The organism is Roseibium sp. (assembly GCF_965229775.1).
GTDB lineage: Bacteria > Pseudomonadota > Alphaproteobacteria > Rhizobiales > Stappiaceae > Roseibium.
In genome coordinates this window covers 5,308,844-5,327,667 of record NZ_OZ245929.1, presented here as the reverse complement: position 1 = coordinate 5,327,667, position 18,824 = coordinate 5,308,844, and the positions used below count along the sequence as shown (strand labels likewise).

The 18,824-nt window shown below is 59.9% G+C and carries 14 protein-coding genes and 3 tRNA genes; 16 read left to right on the top strand and 1 reads right to left on the bottom strand.

All coding sequences use genetic code 11. The annotated features are described in order from the left end of the window. Positions 1-24 precede the first annotated feature (24 nt). On the bottom strand, positions 25-522 hold the full coding sequence (locus ACO07N_RS24250) for a MarR family winged helix-turn-helix transcriptional regulator (RefSeq protein WP_421983460.1): 498 nt from the start codon (positions 520-522) through the stop codon (positions 25-27). A 408-nt stretch (positions 523-930) separates the two neighbouring features. Here ACO07N_RS24250 and ACO07N_RS24245 point away from each other — a divergent pair. The 16 genes from ACO07N_RS24245 to fusA all read left to right on the top strand — a co-directional run bounded on the left by ACO07N_RS24245 (position 931) and on the right by fusA (position 18,806). Next, positions 931-1,015 (top strand) — tRNA-Tyr (locus ACO07N_RS24245). A gap of 22 nt (positions 1,016-1,037) precedes the next feature. Beyond that, positions 1,038-1,111 (top strand) — tRNA-Gly (locus ACO07N_RS24240). A gap of 169 nt (positions 1,112-1,280) precedes the next feature. Further along, positions 1,281-2,471: an elongation factor Tu gene (gene tuf, locus ACO07N_RS24235; protein WP_421983452.1), complete on the top strand. Its 1,191-nt coding sequence runs from the start codon at positions 1,281-1,283 to the stop codon at positions 2,469-2,471. A gap of 107 nt (positions 2,472-2,578) precedes the next feature. After that, positions 2,579-2,654 (top strand) — tRNA-Trp (locus tag ACO07N_RS24230). A 103-nt stretch (positions 2,655-2,757) separates the two neighbouring features. Beyond that, positions 2,758-2,955: a preprotein translocase subunit SecE gene (gene secE, locus ACO07N_RS24225; RefSeq protein ID WP_306146307.1), complete on the top strand. Its 198-nt coding sequence runs from the start codon at positions 2,758-2,760 to the stop codon at positions 2,953-2,955. Positions 2,956-3,008: 53 nt separating this feature from the next. Further along, positions 3,009-3,539, top strand: coding sequence for a transcription termination/antitermination protein NusG (gene nusG / locus ACO07N_RS24220; protein WP_306146308.1), 531 nt, complete (start codon positions 3,009-3,011; stop codon positions 3,537-3,539). A 170-nt stretch (positions 3,540-3,709) separates the two neighbouring features. Continuing rightward, on the top strand, positions 3,710-4,138 hold the full coding sequence (gene rplK / locus ACO07N_RS24215) for a 50S ribosomal protein L11 (protein WP_421983459.1): 429 nt from the start codon (positions 3,710-3,712) through the stop codon (positions 4,136-4,138). A 4-nt stretch (positions 4,139-4,142) separates the two neighbouring features. Then, a complete protein-coding gene (rplA, locus tag ACO07N_RS24210) occupies positions 4,143-4,841 on the top strand; it encodes a 50S ribosomal protein L1 (RefSeq protein WP_421983458.1) in 699 nt (232 codons plus the stop codon). Between the two features lie 316 nt (positions 4,842-5,157). Then, entirely contained in the window at positions 5,158-5,676 is a 519-nt protein-coding gene (gene rplJ / locus ACO07N_RS24205) for a 50S ribosomal protein L10 (RefSeq protein WP_306146311.1), read from the top strand. Positions 5,677-5,736: 60 nt separating this feature from the next. Beyond that, on the top strand, positions 5,737-6,117 hold the full coding sequence (rplL, locus tag ACO07N_RS24200; RefSeq protein ID WP_421983457.1) for a 50S ribosomal protein L7/L12: 381 nt from the start codon (positions 5,737-5,739) through the stop codon (positions 6,115-6,117). Between the two features lie 272 nt (positions 6,118-6,389). Then, entirely contained in the window at positions 6,390-10,529 is a 4,140-nt protein-coding gene (gene rpoB, locus ACO07N_RS24195; protein ID WP_421983456.1) for a DNA-directed RNA polymerase subunit beta, read from the top strand. Between the two features lie 92 nt (positions 10,530-10,621). Continuing rightward, complete coding sequence (rpoC, locus tag ACO07N_RS24190; protein WP_421983455.1) at positions 10,622-14,821, top strand: DNA-directed RNA polymerase subunit beta'; 4,200 nt, start codon at positions 10,622-10,624, stop codon at positions 14,819-14,821. Between the two features lie 76 nt (positions 14,822-14,897). Continuing rightward, entirely contained in the window at positions 14,898-15,191 is a 294-nt protein-coding gene (locus tag ACO07N_RS24185; RefSeq protein WP_421983454.1) for a regulator, read from the top strand. Between the two features lie 661 nt (positions 15,192-15,852). Then, complete coding sequence (rpsL, locus tag ACO07N_RS24180; protein WP_006936459.1) at positions 15,853-16,224, top strand: 30S ribosomal protein S12; 372 nt, start codon at positions 15,853-15,855, stop codon at positions 16,222-16,224. A 12-nt stretch (positions 16,225-16,236) separates the two neighbouring features. Continuing rightward, the gene (gene rpsG, locus ACO07N_RS24175; RefSeq protein ID WP_305989747.1) at positions 16,237-16,707 is read left to right on the top strand and encodes a 30S ribosomal protein S7; all 471 of its coding nucleotides are present in this window, start codon (positions 16,237-16,239) and stop codon (positions 16,705-16,707) included. Between the two features lie 23 nt (positions 16,708-16,730). After that, positions 16,731-18,806: an elongation factor G gene (gene fusA, locus ACO07N_RS24170; protein WP_421983453.1), complete on the top strand. Its 2,076-nt coding sequence runs from the start codon at positions 16,731-16,733 to the stop codon at positions 18,804-18,806. Positions 18,807-18,824 lie beyond the last annotated feature (18 nt).

Here is an 18,824-nt window from a genome sequence, read left to right as displayed (position 1 = left end):
CGGATGTCCTTCAATCAGAAGCATTCAGTTGGTTTGATCCGCGTTGGCCGCAGCCCTTGCGTCGTTGTCTTCCAGAATGTGGACGGCCTTGCGCAGGGCGGACATTTGGGCGCGCACCGCGTCGGCGCCGTCCGGCCCGAGCATGTCCGTCAGCTCCACCTGGGCGTGCTGCCAGGCCTTGTGGATCTCGACGACCTTCTGTTCACCTTCTGCGGTGAGCACGGGCAGGACGGTGCGCCCTGGCGTTTCGCGCCGCCGGATCAGCCCGGCGGCTTCCAGCGGGCGAAGGTTGCGCGCGAGCGTCGAGCGGTCGATGCCGAGATAGCGGGCAATCGCCGAGGCGGAGGGGGCGGTGCCATCGGCAATGACCGCCAGAAGCTGCGCCTGGGTCAGTTCAAGGCCGAGTTCGGCCATGGCGCGATTGTAGTGCCGCGTCAGCAGATTCGCCGTGCGCCGGGCCGCGTGGCCGAAGCAGGTCCTGCCCATTTCGACAAAGTCGATGTCTTTCAGGTCAGATGTCATTTGTTGTAGGTACAACAAAGTGCGGGAGCTTACAACCGGAAAGCGTGTGAGGTGGCTCCAGAACGTGCGCTGGCGCAAGACGCGGTTCCTGAATTTTCCGTCCCGGGCCGCGCTGGCGAGTTGTCCACAGGCAGGGGCGATTCTTGGACTAGTCTGAGGAAATGCATACGGAAATGGTGACATTGGAGGACCGGGAAGGCACTCTTGGAAACACGGTAACCGGAGTGATCTCCAGCGTTCGAAGCACCTGTTTCGAACGTCTTCCTGATTTTGTGCATTTCTTTGCAAAATCAGCGTTGACAGGGCTGGTCCGCATCTGCATAACACGCGCCACGGGATTGCTCGCCCCTTTCGGGCGGGTTCTCCGGTTAGCCATCCTGATCGCTTCGGCGTGAAGCAGGACGAGATGGAGGAGTGCCCGAGTGGCTAAAGGGGACGGACTGTAAATCCGTTGGCTATGCCTACGTTGGTTCGAATCCAACCTCCTCCACCATCGTACCTGTTTCTCTCGTTGTGCGGGTGTAGCTCAATGGTAGAGCAGCAGCCTTCCAAGCTGACGACGAGGGTTCGATTCCCTTCACCCGCTCCATCATGGGGCAAACCGGAGTGTCCGGAACGGAAGGCTCTTTCGCCCGGAAATCCTGACATAAGTTCTACGGGAAGCAATTCGACGCTCGCGGATCTGTCCAAGGCGCCGGAGGGCGTCCCGCCTCGAGCCTGTATCGACCGAACCGAGTATTGGACAGAGAGCGACGCCGATGGCGAAGGAAAAATTTGAGCGCAACAAGCCGCACGTTAACATTGGCACGATTGGCCACGTTGACCATGGCAAGACGACGCTGACCGCTGCAATTACGATGACGCTGGCCGAGGCTGGCGGCGCAGAAGCAAAAGCCTACGACGAGATTGACGGTGCGCCTGAAGAAAAGGCACGCGGCATCACCATCTCCACGGCACACGTTGAGTACGAGACGGAGAACCGTCACTACGCTCACGTTGACTGCCCTGGCCACGCCGACTACGTGAAGAACATGATCACGGGTGCGGCGCAGATGGACGGCGCGATCCTTGTTGTTTCTTCGGCTGACGGCCCGATGCCGCAGACCCGCGAGCACATCCTGCTTGCGCGTCAGGTTGGCGTTCCGGCTCTTGTCGTTTTCATGAACAAGGTTGACCAGGTCGACGACGAAGAGCTTCTTGAGCTCGTCGAAATGGAAATCCGCGAGCTTCTGTCTTCGTACGAGTTCCCGGGCGACGACATTCCGATCGTGAAGGGTTCTGCTCTTGCAGCTGTTGAGAACCGCGACGCTGAAATCGGCCGTGACGCGATCCGTGAGCTGATGGCTCAGGTTGACGAGTACATCCCGACGCCCGAGCGTCCGAAGGATCAGCCGTTCCTGATGCCGATCGAAGACGTATTCTCGATCTCCGGCCGTGGTACGGTTGTGACCGGGCGTGTCGAGCGCGGTATTGTCAAGGTGGGTGAGGAAGTCGAGATCGTCGGCATCAAGGAGACCACGAAGACAACTGTTACGGGTGTTGAAATGTTCCGCAAGCTGCTGGACAGCGGCGAAGCAGGCGACAACATCGGTGCGCTGATCCGCGGCGTTGGCCGTGAGGAAGTTGAGCGTGGCCAGGTTCTTTGCAAGCCGGGTTCCGTTACCCCGCACACGAAGTTCAAGGCTGAAGCCTACATCCTGACGAAGGAAGAAGGTGGCCGTCATACGCCGTTCTTCACCAACTACCGTCCGCAGTTCTACTTCCGTACGACGGACGTGACGGGTGTTGTCTCCCTGCCGGAAGGCACGGAAATGGTGATGCCGGGCGACAACGTGTCGGTTGACGTTGAGCTGATCGTGCCGATCGCCATGGAAGAAGGCCTGCGCTTCGCAATCCGCGAAGGTGGCCGTACCGTCGGCGCAGGCGTCGTCGCATCCATCATCGAATAAGATGAATTCGGGTTGCCGGGTCTTGTGCCCGGCAACTCCTCTTCTTAAGTCTTGCTACGCGTGGCTTGAGAAGGTATCAGGAGCGAAACCGCAAAGCGGTTGCTTATAGGGGTATAGCTCAGTTGGTAGAGCGACGGTCTCCAAAACCGTAGGTCGCGGGTTCGAACCCTGCTGCCCCTGCCAGATTGCTCTTGATTTAATTGCCTCGAGGGCTTAAAGAGTTTCCTCGAGTGAGGCGCGCGGAGTTTTCCGCGCGCCCACTCGTATTTAACAGACCGGAACCGGAATGGCGAAGACCAATCCCTTTAAATTCATCCAGGAAGTGCGCTCCGAAACGTCCAAGGTGACGTGGCCGACGCGCAAGGAAACCGCTGTGACCACTGCCATGGTGTTCGTCATGGTCTTGATCGCGTCGATCTTCTTCCTCGTCGCGGATCAGCTGATGAGTTGGGGCATCGGTTTGCTTTTGGGTGTCGGCGGCTGAGTAAGACCGACCGTCCGGTTTGCAGACAAGAACAAGAAACGGAACGAAGATCCATGGCCAAGCGCTGGTACATTGTGCACGCCTATTCCAATTTTGAGAAAAAGGTCGCCGATTCCATCCGCGAGAAGGCTGAGCAGAAAGGGCTTACCGATCTGTTCGAGGAAATCCTCGTTCCGATGGAAAAGGTCGTTGAAGTGCGCCGTGGCCGCAAGGTCGATACCGAGCGCAAATTCTTCCCGGGCTATGTCCTGGTGAAGATGGACATGACCAACGAGGCGTTTCACCTCATCAAAGACACGCCGAAAGTGACGGGATTCCTGGGCGCGGACCAAAAGCCGATGCCGATCCCGGAAAAAGAAGCCCTGCGCATCATGAATCAGGTGCAGGAGGGTGTGGACCGGCCGAAGCCGTCGGTCACCTTCGAAGTTGGCGAACAGGTGCGCGTGTCCGACGGTCCGTTTGCATCCTTCTCCGGCCTTGTGGAGGAAGTCGACGACGAGCGCGCACGTCTCAAGGTGGCCGTGTCCATCTTCGGCCGTGCAACACCGGTCGAACTGGAATTCGGTCAAGTCGACAAGCTCTGACCGTTTGCCGTCCGAAAGGGCGGTTTTAGTGCCCGGGACGAGGCAAAGCGTCCGGTCCGGGAAAATCGGTGGAAGGTTCTGACATTCATCGCCGGATGTCGACAAAGGGCCGGACCACCAGCTCCCAGCCAGCTGGATCGCCGTTCAGCTGCGTATGATTGGAGACTGACATGGCGAAGAAAATTGAAGGCTTCCTGAAGCTTCAGGTGCCGGCAGGTTCCGCGACCCCGTCGCCGCCCATCGGGCCGGCGCTCGGTCAGCGTGGTCTGAACATCATGGAATTCTGCAAGGCATTCAATGCGCAGACCCAGGATGTTGAAAAGGGCGCTCCGTGCCCGACCGTGATTACATATTTCACCGACAAGTCCTTCACCTTCGAAGTGAAGACGGCGCCGGTAAGCTTTTTCCTGAAGAAGGCTGCAAAGCTTCAGAAGGGTTCCCAGACCCCCGGCCGTGGAACGGTCGGATCGGTCACGCGGGACCAGGTCAAGGAAATCGCCGAAGCCAAGATGAAGGACCTGAACGCCAACGACGTCGACGCAGCAATGCTGATGGTCGAAGGCTCTGCCCGTTCCATGGGCCTCGAGGTGAAGGGGTAAGATCATGGCGAAGGTTGGAAAACGTATCACCGCTGCCCGTGAAGGCATCGACCGCAACAAGCTCTATTCCCTGGACGAGGCAATCGGCCTCGTGAAGGGCCGCGCCAAGACCAAGTTCGACGAGACCGTCGAAGTTGCGATCAATCTCGGCGTCGATCCGCGTCACGCCGACCAGATGGTCCGCGGCGTCTGCGTCCTGCCGAACGGAACCGGCAAGAACGTGCGCGTTGCCGTGTTCGCACGTGGCGACAAGGCCGATGAGGCCAAGGCGGCGGGTGCCGACATCGTTGGTGCCGAAGAGCTGGTCCAGGAAGTGCAGGGCGGCAAGATCGACTTCGATCGCTGCATTGCAACGCCCGACATGATGCCGCTGGTCGGCCGTCTGGGTAAAGTGCTCGGCCCGCGCGGCCTGATGCCGAATCCGAAGGTCGGAACGGTGACCCCGGACGTGACCGCTGCGGTCAACGACGCCAAGGGCGGTGCCGTTCAGTTCCGCGTTGAAAAGGCGGGCATCGTTCATGCCGGCGTCGGCAAGGTGTCTTTCTCCGAAGAGGCCATCCTGCAGAACGTCAAGGCGCTCGTCGACGCGGTCCAGAAGGCCAAGCCGTCCGGCGCCAAGGGTTCCTACCTGAAGCGCATCGCGGTGTCGTCCACGATGGGCCCGGGTGTGAAGATCGACCTCGCCAGCGTTGCCGGCGAGTGATCCGGGAAACCGGATCGAAACGAGATTTCGGCCTCAAGGCCGAATAGACCCGGCGGGTTTCCGCCGGGTTGCCCTGTCCGAGACTGCAGGTGCCGGGAAACCGGCTTAAGCGATTTAGGCCTGCATAGATGGGTGAGAACCGAATTTTCCGCGTCAAGCGGACAACCAGGTTCGAACCAGACCTTGCCGCGCGTTCCGCGTGAAGGTGAGGGGACAGGACCCTGAGCGCCGCCTCGACAGCGGTTCCGGGTTCGGAACCGAAAGCAGGCGGCAAAGGTAAACCGATGGCGGCAACGCCATCAAATGGAGAAGGCAAGTGGAAAGAGCGGAAAAGCACGAGTTCGTGACGTCTCTCAACGAAGAGCTGGGCAATACCGGCGTCGTTGTCGTCGCGCACTATGCAGGTCTTTCGGTTGCCCAGATGACTGCACTGCGGGCATCTGTGCGTGAAGCCGGCGGCTCTGTAAAAGTCGCAAAAAACCGCCTTGTGAAACTCGCCCTTAAAGGCACCGACCTTGAGCATATCTCCGACCTGTTTCAGGGCCCTACCGTTCTCGTCTACTCAGACGATCCGGTAGCAGCTCCAAAAGCAGCTGTCGATTTCGCCAAGGCCAACGAAAAGTTGGAAATCCTTGGCGGTGCTCTTGGAACGACCAATCTGAACCCGGAAGGCGTCAAGTCTCTGGCAACCATGCCGTCGCTCGATGAGCTGCGTGCGAAACTGGTTGGCATGATCCAGACCCCGGCTTCCCGGATTGCTCAGGTTGTCAACGCACCGGCCGGGCAGCTCGCCCGCGTCTTCAATGCGTATGCCACGAAGGACGAGGCCGCGTAAGGCGTCCAAACACACTGTCTAACGTAACCGAACTGGTTCGAACTTAAGGTACTGAATAAAATGGCTGATCTTGAAAAGCTCGTAGAAGAACTGTCCTCGCTGACCGTCATGGAAGCCGCTGAACTCAGCAAGCTTCTGGAAGAAAAGTGGGGCGTTTCCGCCGCTGCTCCGGTTGCCGTTGCTGCTGCCGGTGGTGCTGCTGGCGGCGAAGCTGCTGCTGCTGAAGAGAAAACCGAATTTGACGTTGTCCTGGCTGGCGCCGGCGACAAGAAAATCAACGTCATCAAGGAAGTCCGTGCAATCACCGGTCTTGGCCTGAAGGAAGCTAAGGAACTCGTCGAGTCCGCTCCGAAAGCTGTCAAGGAAGGCGTTTCCAAGGACGAAGCTGAAGAACTGAAGAAGAAGCTGGAAGAAGCTGGCGCTTCTGTCGAGCTGAAGTAACAAAGGCATCTGCCTTTTCGCGGTCCCGGGTCACCGGGACCGTTTGTTGCCCCGGCGGGTCCGACCCGTTTCCGGGGCAAACGCACCACTGGGGTATGCCGCGTTTGTCTGCTGTGCCGCGCATGTCCCGGGCCCCATAACCCGGTCAGCTTTTCTTCCAGGTGGAAGCTGATTGAATTTGGGGGACGGTTTTCCGAAGCGCCCGGGCGGGCAGCCCGATTGGAAAAGGGGCGTTTCGGGAAGCCGTTACCCGGCCGATACGAGGAGCGACAATGACCCAAACGTTCAACGGTCGCAAAAAGGTCCGTAAATACTTCGGATCGATCCGCGATGTCGCGGCAATGCCCAATCTCATCGAGGTGCAGAAAGCATCCTACGACCAGTTTCTCCAGGTCGACGAGATGGCGGGCGGTGGCCGCAAAAATGAAGGCCTTGAAGCGGTCTTCCAGTCCGTGTTCCCCATCTCCGATTTCGCAGGGACGTCCCTGCTGGAATTTGTTTCCTACGAATTTGAAGCTCCCAAATACGATGTCGACGAGTGCCGCCAGCGCGACATGACGTTCGCAGCGCCGCTCAAGGTCACCCTGCGGCTCATCGTGTTTGATGTGGATGAAGACACCGGTGCCAAGTCGGTCAAGGACATCAAGGAACAGGATGTCTACATGGGCGACATGCCGTTCATGACGGACAACGGCACTTTTATCGTCAACGGTACCGAGCGGGTCATCGTCTCCCAGATGCACCGGTCCCCTGGTGTGTTCTTCGACCATGACAAGGGCAAGACCCATTCCTCCGGCAAGCTGCTGTTTGCCGCGCGCGTCATTCCGTATCGCGGCTCCTGGCTCGATATCGAATTCGACGCCAAGGATATCGTGCATGCGCGTATCGACCGTCGGCGCAAGATTCCGGTCACGTCGCTGCTGATGGCGCTCGGCCTGGACGGTGAGGAAATCCTCAACACGTTCTACAACCGGATCGACTACACGCGGCAGAAAGACGGCTCCTGGCGGATGCCGTTCGACGGCGCGCGTCTCAAGGGTACCAAGGCGTCTTACGATCTGATCGATGCGGACAGCGGCGAAGTGGTTGTCGAAGGCGGCCGCAAGATCACCGCGCGCACCATTCGTCAGATCGGCGAAAAGGGCGTCACGGCGCTGAAGATCACCGATGAGGACCTGCACGGCCAGTACCTTGCCGAAGACATCGTCGACATGAAGAGCGGCGAGATCTTTGCAGAGGCCGGCGACGAGATAACCGGCAAGCTTCTGGAAGAACTGGTTGAGCGCGGCTATCACGAACTGCCGATGCTCGACATCGACCATGTCAACACCGGTCCGTATGTCCGCAACACGCTTGCCGTCGACAAGAACGAATCCCGCGAGGATGCGCTGTTCGATATCTACCGCGTGATGCGTCCGGGCGAGCCGCCCACGATCGACACCGCGGAAGCGATGTTCCAGTCGCTGTTCTTCGACGACGAGCGCTATGACCTGTCCGCCGTTGGCCGCGTGAAGATGAACATGCGCCTTGACCTGCAGTGCGAGGACACCGTCCGGACCCTGCGCAAGGAAGACATCCTGGAAGTCATCCGCGTTCTCCTGGAACTGCGCGACGGCAAGGGCGACATCGACGACATCGACAATCTCGGCAACCGCCGTGTCCGCTCCGTCGGCGAACTGATGGAAAACCAGTACCGCGTCGGCCTGTTGCGCATGGAACGTGCGATCAAGGAGCGGATGAGTTCCGTCGAGATCGACACGGTCATGCCGCAGGACCTGATCAACGCGAAGCCGGCCGCAGCTGCCGTTCGCGAGTTCTTCGGGTCTTCGCAGCTGTCGCAGTTCATGGACCAGACCAACCCGCTGTCCGAAGTCACGCACAAGCGCCGCCTGTCGGCACTTGGCCCGGGTGGTCTGACCCGCGAGCGTGCCGGCTTCGAGGTGCGCGACGTGCACCCGACGCATTACGGCCGTATCTGCCCGATCGAGACCCCGGAAGGTCCGAACATCGGTCTGATCAACTCGCTTGCCACGTTCGCGCGTGTCAACAAATATGGCTTCATCGAGAGCCCTTACCGCAAGGTCAATGACGGCGTTGTCAGCAACGAGGTCGTTTACCTGTCGGCGATGGAAGAGGCCAAGCACTACGTGGCCCAGTCCAACGCGGAATATGATGCGGATGGCCGGTTTACCACCGAGCTGATCACCTGCCGTCACGCGGGCGAGAACATGATGGTGCCGTCCGACAAGGTCGACCTCATGGACGTTTCGCCGAAGCAGCTGGTGTCTGTCGCGGCGGCGCTGATTCCGTTCCTGGAAAACGATGACGCCAACCGCGCGCTCATGGGCTCGAACATGCAGCGTCAGGCCGTGCCGCTTGTGCGCGCAGAAGCGCCGTTCGTCGGCACGGGCATGGAGCCGATCGTTGCCCGTGATTCCGGTGCTGCCATCGGTGCACGGCGCGCAGGCGTGGTCGATCAGGTCGATGCGACCCGTATCGTCATCCGCGCAACGGAAGATCTCGATCCGGGCAAATCCGGCGTCGACATCTACCGCCTGCAGAAGTTCCAGCGCTCGAACCAGAACACCTGCATCAACCAGCGTCCGCTGGTGCGTGTAGGTGACCGGGTTCACAAGAGCGACATCATTGCCGACGGTCCGTCCACGGATCTCGGCGATCTGGCACTCGGCCGGAACGTGCTCGTCGCGTTCATGCCCTGGAACGGCTACAACTTCGAGGATTCCATCCTGCTTTCCGAGCGGATCGTGTCCGACGACGTGTTCACGTCGATCCACCTCGAGGAATTCGAGGTGATGGCGCGTGATACCAAGCTTGGCCCGGAAGAAATCACCCGCGACATTCCGAACGTTTCCGAAGAAGCGCTGAAGAATCTCGACGAGGCCGGCATCGTCTATATCGGTGCCGAACTCAATCCGGGCGATATCCTGGTCGGCAAGATCACGCCGAAGGGCGAAAGCCCGATGACGCCGGAAGAGAAGCTTCTGCGTGCCATTTTCGGCGAAAAGGCGTCCGACGTCCGCGACACATCCCTGCGTCTGCCGCCGGGTGTCAGCGGGACAGTCGTCGAGGTCCGTGTGTTCAACCGCCACGGCGTTGAGAAAGACGAGCGCGCGATGGCCATCGAGCGCGAGGAAATCGAACGCCTCGCGAAGGACCGTGACGACGAACAGGCGATTCTCGACCGGAACGTCTATGGCCGTCTGGCCGAGATGCTGATGGACAAGACCGCCGTTGCGGGCCCGAAGGGCTTCAGCAAGGACGGTGTCCTGACGGGCGACGTTCTGAACGACTTCCCGCGGTCCCAGTGGTGGCAGTTTGCCACCGACGACGAGAAGTTCATGTCCGAGATCGAGGCTCTGCGCGGTCAGTATGACGACAGCCGGAAGCGTCTCGAGCAGCGGTTCATCGACAAGGTCGAGAAACTGCAGCGCGGCGACGAGCTTCCCCCGGGCGTCATGAAGATGGTCAAGGTCTTCGTTGCCGTGAAGCGCAAGCTTCAGCCGGGCGACAAGATGGCCGGCCGTCACGGCAACAAGGGCGTCGTGTCCAAGATCAACCCGTGTGAAGACATGCCGTTCCTGGAAGACGGGACCCATGTCGACATCGTGCTCAACCCGCTCGGCGTGCCTTCGCGCATGAATGTCGGCCAGATCCTGGAAACCCACCTTGGCTGGGCCTGCCGGGGCATGGGCAACCGGATCGGCGAGATGTACGAAGAGTACAAGCGTTCCGGCCAGATCGAGGAACTGCGCGGCAAGATCGTGGAGATCTACGGCGACAACATGAAGGGCGACGACGTCAAGTCCTATGACGACGACGGGATCGTCCGGCTCGCGGACCAACTGAAGAAAGGCGTTTCGATCGCAACGCCGGTCTTCGACGGTGCGCGTGAACCGGATGTGGTCGAGGCCCTGAACATCGCCGGCTACGATCCGAGCGGCCAGTCCGTGCTCTTCGACGGCCGGACCGGTGAGGAGTTCGATCGCAAGGTCACAGTGGGCTACATCTACATGCTGAAGCTGCACCACCTTGTCGACGACAAGATCCATGCCCGTTCGATCGGCCCGTACTCGCTCGTCACACAGCAGCCGCTGGGTGGCAAGGCGCAGTTCGGTGGCCAGCGCTTCGGGGAAATGGAGGTCTGGGCGCTGGAAGCCTACGGTGCCGCCTACACGCTGCAGGAAATGCTGACAGTGAAGTCGGACGACGTTGCCGGCCGTACGAAGGTCTACGAGGCCATCGTCCGCGGTGACGACACGTTCGAGGCGGGTATCCCGGAAAGCTTCAACGTTCTCGTGAAGGAAATGCGGTCCCTGGGTCTCAACGTTGAACTTCAGCGTACCGATGTACCCGCGATTGCCGAGGAAGAAACTGCGGACGCCGCAGAATAACCCCGGCAACGGACCACAAATGACTTGGCATGCCGGTTACGGGGACGGTGAACAAAACCCGGTCCCCGGCCGTGCATCGAAGGAGATGGATCATGAATCATGAGGTCATGAACCTGTTTAACCAGCAGGCTCCCACACAGACCTTCGACAATATCCGGATTTCGCTTGCGAGCCCGGAAAAGATCTTGTCCTGGTCTTTCGGCGAAATCAAAAAGCCGGAGACCATCAACTACCGGACGTTCAAGCCTGAACGCGACGGTTTGTTCTGCGCGCGCATCTTTGGCCCGATCAAGGACTACGAATGTCTTTGCGGCAAGTACAAGCGCATGAAATACAAGGGCGTCATCTGCGAAAAGTGCGGCGTTGAAGTCACGCTTTCAAGGGTCCGCCGCGAACGCATGGGACACATCGAGCTGGCCGCTCCGGTCGCTCACATCTGGTTCCTGAAGTCGCTGCCGAGCCGCATCGGCCTTCTGCTCGACATGACGCTGAAGGATCTGGAACGCGTGCTCTACTTCGAGAACTATGTCGTTCTCGAGCCGGGCCTGACCCCGCTCAAGCAGCATCAGCTCCTCTCCGAGGAAGACTATGTTGCCGCGCAGGACGAGTACGGCGAAGACGCGTTCACCGCCATGATCGGTGCAGAGGCGATCCGCGAGATCCTGATGAGCATGGATCTGGAACGCGAAAGCGAGAAGCTGCGCCAGGAAATTGCCGAGGCAACGACCGAGCTGAAACCGAAGAAACTGGCAAAGCGTCTCAAGGTCATCGAAGCGTTCATGGAATCGGGCAACCGTCCGGAGTGGATGATCATGACCGTCGTTCCGGTTATCCCGCCGGATCTGCGTCCGCTGGTTCCGCTCGACGGCGGCCGGTTCGCGACGTCGGATCTGAACGATCTCTACCGCCGCGTGATCAACCGGAACAACCGTCTGCGCCGCCTGATGGAACTGCGTGCTCCGGACATCATCATCCGGAACGAGAAGCGCATGCTTCAGGAATCGGTCGATGCGCTGTTCGACAATGGCCGCCGCGGCCGCGTCATCACGGGTGCCAACAAGCGTCCGCTGAAGTCGCTGTCCGACATGCTGAAGGGCAAGCAGGGCCGCTTCCGTCAGAACCTGCTCGGCAAGCGCGTCGACTATTCCGGCCGTTCGGTCATCACCGTGGGTCCGGAGCTGAAGCTGCACCAGTGCGGCCTGCCGAAGAAGATGGCGCTCGAGCTGTTCAAGCCGTTCATCTATTCGCGCCTTGACGCCAAGGGCTTCTCCTCGACCGTCAAGCAGGCGAAAAAACTGGTGGAGAAGGAGCGTCCGGAAGTCTGGGATATCCTTGACGAGGTGATCCGCGAGCACCCGGTTCTCCTGAACCGTGCGCCGACGCTTCACCGTCTCGGCATCCAGGCGTTCGAACCGACCCTGATCGAAGGCAAGGCCATTCAACTGCACCCGCTCGTCTGTTCGGCGTTCAACGCCGACTTCGACGGTGACCAGATGGCCGTTCACGTTCCGCTGTCGCTGGAAGCCCAGCTGGAAGCGCGGACGCTGATGATGTCGACGAACAACATCCTGCACCCGGCCAACGGTGGCCCGATCATCGTTCCCTCGCAGGATATCGTTCTCGGTCTCTACTACCTGTCGATCCTGGCTGAGGGTGAGCCGGGTGAGGGCATGGCATTCGGCGATATCGGCGAAATCCATCATGCTCTGGCCAACAAGGTCATCACGCTGCACACCAAGATCAAGGGCCGTTACAAGTCCGTTGATGCAGACGGCAACCCGACGTCCGAGATCATCGAGACGACACCGGGCCGGATGCTGATCGCGGAACTGCTGCCGAAGCATTTCGAGGTTCCGTTCGAGGTCTGCAACAGGCTGATGACCAAGAAGGAAATCTCCAAGATGATCGACACGGTCTACCGTGCCTGCGGTCAGAAGGAGACGGTCATCTTCTGTGACCGGATCATGGAACTCGGCTTCAAGAATGCCTGTAACGCAGGTATCTCGTTCGGCATGGACGACATGGTCATTCCGGACACGAAGCAGAACCTGGTTGCCGAAACCGCGTCGCTCGCGACCGAATACGAGCAGCAGTACAATGACGGTCTGATCACCCAGGGCGAGAAGTACAACAAGGTTGTCGACGCCTGGGCGAAATGCACCGACAAGATCGCCGACGAAATGATGGCCCGCATCAAGGCGGTCCAGATCGACGACGAAACCGGACGTCAGAAGCCGATGAACTCGGTCTACATGATGTCGCACTCCGGTGCCCGTGGCTCGCCCCAGCAGATGAAGCAGCTGGCGGGCATGCGCGGCCTGATGGCCAAGCCGGACGGTTCCATCATCGAGAACCCGATCATTTCGAACTTCAAGGAAGGCCTGTCGGTTCTGGAGTACTTCAACTCCACGCACGGTGCCCGTAAGGGTCTGGCCGATACCGCCCTGAAGACGGCGAACTCCGGTTACCTCACGCGCCGTCTGGTGGACGTTGCGCAGGACAGCATCATCCTGGAACAGGATTGCGGCTCCGAGCGCGGCATCACCGTTGCGCCGATCGTCGATGCCGGTAACGTCATTGCCTCCCTCGGCATGCGCGTTCTCGGACGGACGACAGCGGAAGACGTCGTCAACAACCAGACCGGCGAAGTGCTTGTCCCCAAGGGCACGCTCATCGACGAGAAGGATGTCGAGGCGATCGAGGCTGCCAAGGTGCAGCAGATCAAGATCCGTTCGGTTCTGACCTGTGAAACCGAAACCGGCGTGTGCGCGACCTGTTATGGCCGTGACCTTGCACGCGGTACGCCCGTCAACCTCGGTGAGGCTGTCGGTGTCATCGCGGCGCAGTCGATCGGTGAGCCGGGCACCCAGCTGACGATGCGGACGTTCCACATCGGCGGCACGGCGCAGGTTGTCGACAGCTCGTTCATCGAGTCCAATGTCGACGGCACGGTGAAGATCCGGAACCGCTCGGTTCAGCGCGACTCGGAAGGCAACCTCGTTGCCATGGTCCGCAACATGTCCATCGTCGTCATCGACAGCGACGGCAACGAGCGTGCCGTGCACCGGGTGGCCTACGGCTCCAAGCTGCATGTCGACGAAGGCGATGCGGTCAAGCGCGGACAGCGGATCGCGGAATGGGATCCCTATACCCGTCCGATGCTTGCGGAAGTCGACGGCACCGTCGATTTCGAGGATCTGGTCGATGGTGCGTCGGTTCAGGAAACCGCCGACGAGGCGACCGGTATCACCAAGCGTGTCGTCATCGACTGGCGTTCGTCGCAGCGTGGTGCGGATCTCAAGCCGGCGATCGTCATCAAGGACGACAAGGGCACGATTTCCAAGAACGCCCGCGGTTCCGATGCCCGCCTGATGCTCTCGGTGGACGCCGTCCTTTCGGTTCAGCCGGGATCAACGGTAAAGGCCGGTGACGTGCTGGCGCGTATTCCTCTGGAAAGCGCCAAGACCAAGGACATTACCGGTGGTCTGCCGCGTGTTGCCGAACTGTTCGAGGCACGCCGTCCGAAGGATCATGCGATCATCGCGGAAATCGATGGGACGATCCGGTTCGGCCGTGACTACAAGAACAAGCGCCGCATCATCATCGATCCGGCAGAGGACGGTGCCGATCCCGTCGAGTACCTCATCCCGAAAGGCAAGCATTTCCATCTTCAGGAAGGCGATGCCATTGAGAAGGGTGAGTACATTCTCGACGGCAACCCGGCACCGCACGATATCCTGGCGGTCAAGGGCGTGGAGGCACTTGCTGCCTATCTCGTCAACGAGATCCAGGAAGTCTACCGTCTGCAGGGCGTGACCATCAACGACAAGCACATCGAGGTGATTGTCCGTCAGATGCTGCAGAAAGTCGAAATCACCGATCCGGGCGACACCGAGTTCTTCTCGGGCGAACAGATCGACAAGATCGACTTCGAAGAGGCAAACCAGAAGGCGATCGACAACGCCCGGGATCCGGCCAAGGGCGTGCCCGTCCTGCTCGGGATCACCAAGGCGTCGTTGCAGACCCGCTCCTTCTTCTCGGCCGCTTCCTTCCAGGAGACGACCCGGGTGCTCACCGACGCTGCGGTCAACGGCAAGACCGACCCGCTCGTCGGCCTCAAGGAGAACGTCATTGTCGGCCGTTTGATCCCGGCCGGTACCGGCGGGGTGATGAAGCGCATTCGCCAGATTGCAACGCATCGCGACGACCTGATCCAGGAAGCGCAGCGGCAGCAGTCTTCGGAAAGTGCGGCGGAAGGCCTGCTGGAAGACATGACCGGCGCAGCGGAATAAGCTTCGCGCCTTGTGAAATCCGAAAGGCCGCCTCCGGGCGGCCTTTCTTGTTCAAACGGAATGAAAGAGCTCCGAAATGAATGACAATGAAGTCGAGATGGAGCCGGTGGTCTACATCGTCATCGGCCGTGTCTGGGAAAACGAAGACGCGCTGCCGGAGGATGCGATCACGATCCATGCCCTGCTGACGGCGCCCGACGATGACGACGCCGTGCGCAAGACGCTCGAAGCACTGCAGGGGCAGGGCTACGCCGAGGCTGAGCTCGACCAGATCGGCGTCATGGACGGCGAGCCCGACGATCCGGTCCACGAGGGCGCCTACCAGGATGCGCTTGCGGGCAATGTCGCCATCGTGACGTTCACCGCTTGAGCGCTGTTTCGTCGAGATGTTCCCCGGTTTGGCGCGCATGCAGACCTGCCTGGCGGGCATCCGGTTTCGGGCGGGTGATCCGGTCGGGCCCGTGTTCTACGGCCTTGGCTTGTATTGCATTGAAGAACCGGTGCATCAGCAGTGCCGATTCTCGAACCGAGACGGTTTTGCGGCGCCACAGGCACGCTGCCGGAGCATCGAAAGTGCAGGGGTGCTCTGCGTCTGACAGGCACTGCGCAATAAAATTACCCAAAGCGCCGAATTTATAGTGCCGAGACATCAATAGAGCGCTGTTTTGATGTCGAAAATTCGTGTTTGCAGGGGTTCATGACACCGCTTGCGGTTTTTTCGATAAAGCACTTGACGCAAAGGGTGCATATGAGTAGGTTCCGCGCATCCCAAGGGCAGGCGGTAAGAGTGAACCGTCCAGCGCTGATCAAAGGCGCAGGACCCAATCCTCTTAAACGCTGTCGGGTTACATAGGCGAATACGCGTCGATTGCATGACCGCGGGGCAACTCGTGGTCCTCTGGTTTTTCGCAGCGCCTGCCGCTCTTTCAGAGCGCGCGGGCGCGATTCTGCATGTCTTCACGGATTTGCGGGGTCAGCGGGGGACTGCAGTTGCATACGAATTTTTGGATGGACAAGGTAAAGGGCAAAGAATGCCGACCATCAACCAGTTGATCCGCAAGCCGCGGAAAGATCCGCCGAAGCGGAACAAGGTGCCGGCCATGGAGGCCTGCCCCCAGAAGCGTGGTGTTTGCACCCGCGTTTACACGACGACGCCGAAGAAGCCGAACTCGGCTCTGCGTAAGGTGGCCAAGATCCGCCTGACCAACGGCTTCGAAGTCATTGGCTACATCCCGGGTGAAGGTCACAACCTTCAGGAACACTCGGTGGTGATGATCCGCGGCGGCCGCGTCAAGGACTTGCCGGGTGTGCGCTACCACATCATCCGTGGTGTGCTCGACACCCAGGGCGTCAAGGATCGTAAGCAGCGCCGGTCGAAATACGGCGCCAAGCGGCCGAAGTAAGGAGCACATCAGATGTCCCGTCGTCACCGCGCTGAAAAACGCGAAATCAACCCCGATCCGAAATTCGGGGATGTCGTCGTAACGAAGTTCATGAACTCCATCATGTACGACGGCAAGAAATCCACCGCCGAACGCATCGTCTACGGTGCTTTCGACGTTGTCGAGAACAAGACCCGCGAGAACCCGATCGAGGTTTTCCACGCGGCTCTTGAAAACGTCATGCCGCAAGTGGAAGTGCGCTCCCGCCGTGTTGGTGGCGCCACCTACCAGGTTCCGGTCGAGGTTCGCTCCGATCGCCGTCAGGCGCTCGCGATCCGCTGGCTGATCACCGCTGCGCGCAACCGCAACGAAACCACGATGGTTGATCGTCTCTCTGGCGAACTGCTCGATGCAGCAAACAACCGTGGTACCGCAGTTAAGAAGCGCGAAGACACGCACCGGATGGCCGACGCCAACCGCGCGTTCTCGCACTATCGCTGGTAATTTGACTTCGAAGGGCTGACGCTATGTCGCGCACGCATAAAATCGAGGACTACCGTAACTTCGGCATCATGGCTCACATCGATGCCGGCAAGACCACGACCACGGAACGTATCCTCTACTATACGGGTAAGAGCCACAAGATCGGCGAAGTTCATGACGGCGCAGCCACCATGGACTGGATGGAGCAGGAGCAGGAGCGTGGCATCACGATCACCTCTGCTGCAACGACCGCGTTCTGGAACGACAAGCGCCTGAACATCATCGACACCCCGGGCCACGTTGACTTCACCATTGAAGTCGAGCGCTCCCTGCGTGTTCTTGACGGCGCTGTTGCACTGCTGGACGCAAACGCCGGTGTTGAGCCGCAGACCGAAACTGTCTGGCGCCAGGCCGACAAGTACAGCGTCCCGCGGATGATCTTCGTCAACAAGATGGACAAGCTGGGCGCCGATTTCGATCGCTGCGTCACCATGATCAAGGAGCGCCTCGGCGCGACCCCGCTGGTCATGCAGCTGCCGGTTGGCGCTGAAAGCGAATTCGCAGGCTGCGTTGATCTTCTGAAGATGAAGGCGCTGATCTGGCAGGCTGAAAACCTCGGCGCTGCCTGGGACGAAACCGACATTCCGGCCGATCTTGCCGATCGCGCCCAGGAAATGCACGACGCCCTGATCGAGACCGCCGTCGAAGTCGACGAAGAGGCAATGGAAGCTTACCTGGAAGGCGAAGAGCCGACCATGGAGAAGCTGAAAGAGCTGATCCGCAAGGGCACCATCAACGGTGACTTCGTGCCGATCTTCTGCGGTTCCGCGTTCAAGAACAAGGGCGTTCAGCCGCTTCTCGACGCGGTTGTCGACTTCCTGCCGAGCCCGGTCGAAGTTCCGGCCATCAAGGGCGTCGATCCTAAGACCGAAGAAGAAGCCGAGCGCAAGTCCTCCGACGACGAGCCGCTCAGCCTGCTGGCCTTCAAGATCGCCAACGACCCGTTTGTCGGTTCGCTGACCTTCTGCCGCATCTATTCCGGTGTTCTGAACAAGGGCGTGTCCCTGTTGAACACGGTCAAGGACAAGCGCGAGCGCGTTGGCCGCATGATGCAGATGCACTCCAACTCCCGTGACGACATCGACGTGGCCTATGCAGGCGACATCGTTGCGATCGCGGGCCTGAAAGACACCACGACGGGCGACACCCTGTGTGACGCGCTGAAGCCGGTGATCCTGGAGCGCATGGAATTCCCCGAGCCGGTGATCGAGATCGCCGTCGAGCCGAAGACCAAGGGCGACCAGGAAAAAATGGGCCTTGCCCTGAACCGCCTGGCTGCCGAAGATCCTTCGTTCCGCGTCAAGACGGACGAAGAATCCGGCCAGACGATCATCGCGGGCATGGGCGAATTGCACCTCGACATCATCGTCGACCGCATGAAGCGTGAATTCAAGGTCGAGGCGAACATCGGTGCGCCGCAGGTGGCCTACCGTGAAACCATCACCAAGGTTGCCGACGTGGATTACACCCACAAGAAGCAGTCCGGTGGTTCCGGTCAGTTCGCCCGCATCAAGCTCACCATCGAGCCGTCCGAGCCGAACGAAGGTTACGTCTTCGAGAGCAAGGTTGTCGGCGGTAACGTTCCGAAGGAATACATCCCGGGCGTTACCAAGGGTATCGAAAGCGTCATGTCTTCCGGTCCGCTGGCAGGCTTCCCGATGCTCGATATCAAGGCAACCCTCACCGATGGTGCCTACCACGACGTTGACTCGTCCGTTCTGGCCTTCGAAATCGCCGGCCGTGCCGGTTTCCGCGAAGCAATCCAGAAGGCCGGCCCGAAACTGCTCGAGCCGATCATGAAGGTCGAGGTTGTCACCCCTGAAGACTACATGGGTGACGTGATTGGTGACCTGAACTCCCGCCGCGGCCAGATCGCAGGCACGGAGAACCGGGGCATCGTGACCGTCATCACCGCAATGGTTCCGCTGGCCAACATGTTTGGCTACGTGAACAATCTGCGGTCCATGTCTCAAGGCCGCGCCCAGTACTCGATGGTGTTCGATCACTACGAGCAGGTGCCGCAGGCTGTCGCCGAAGAGGTTCAGGCGAAATACGCCTGACCCCAACCTCTTGATGTC

Bases quoted from the DNA above. Each gene is read 5' to 3' on its own strand.
- ACO07N_RS24250 (WP_421983460.1), bottom strand. From the start codon at position 522: ATGACATCTGACCTGAAAGACATCGACTTTGTCGAAATGGGCAGGACC.
- tuf (WP_421983452.1), top strand. From the start codon at position 1,281: ATGGCGAAGGAAAAATTTGAGCGCAACAAGCCGCACGTTAACATTGGC.
- secE (WP_306146307.1), top strand. From the start codon at position 2,758: ATGGCGAAGACCAATCCCTTTAAATTCATCCAGGAAGTGCGCTCCGAA.
- nusG (WP_306146308.1), top strand. From the start codon at position 3,009: ATGGCCAAGCGCTGGTACATTGTGCACGCCTATTCCAATTTTGAGAAA.
- rplK (WP_421983459.1), top strand. From the start codon at position 3,710: ATGGCGAAGAAAATTGAAGGCTTCCTGAAGCTTCAGGTGCCGGCAGGT.
- rplA (WP_421983458.1), top strand. From the start codon at position 4,143: ATGGCGAAGGTTGGAAAACGTATCACCGCTGCCCGTGAAGGCATCGAC.
- rplL (WP_421983457.1), top strand. From the start codon at position 5,737: ATGGCTGATCTTGAAAAGCTCGTAGAAGAACTGTCCTCGCTGACCGTC.
- rpoB (WP_421983456.1), top strand. From the start codon at position 6,390: ATGACCCAAACGTTCAACGGTCGCAAAAAGGTCCGTAAATACTTCGGA.
- rpoC (WP_421983455.1), top strand. From the start codon at position 10,622: ATGAATCATGAGGTCATGAACCTGTTTAACCAGCAGGCTCCCACACAG.
- ACO07N_RS24185 (WP_421983454.1), top strand. From the start codon at position 14,898: ATGAATGACAATGAAGTCGAGATGGAGCCGGTGGTCTACATCGTCATC.
- rpsL (WP_006936459.1), top strand. From the start codon at position 15,853: ATGCCGACCATCAACCAGTTGATCCGCAAGCCGCGGAAAGATCCGCCG.
- rpsG (WP_305989747.1), top strand. From the start codon at position 16,237: ATGTCCCGTCGTCACCGCGCTGAAAAACGCGAAATCAACCCCGATCCG.
- fusA (WP_421983453.1), top strand. From the start codon at position 16,731: ATGTCGCGCACGCATAAAATCGAGGACTACCGTAACTTCGGCATCATG.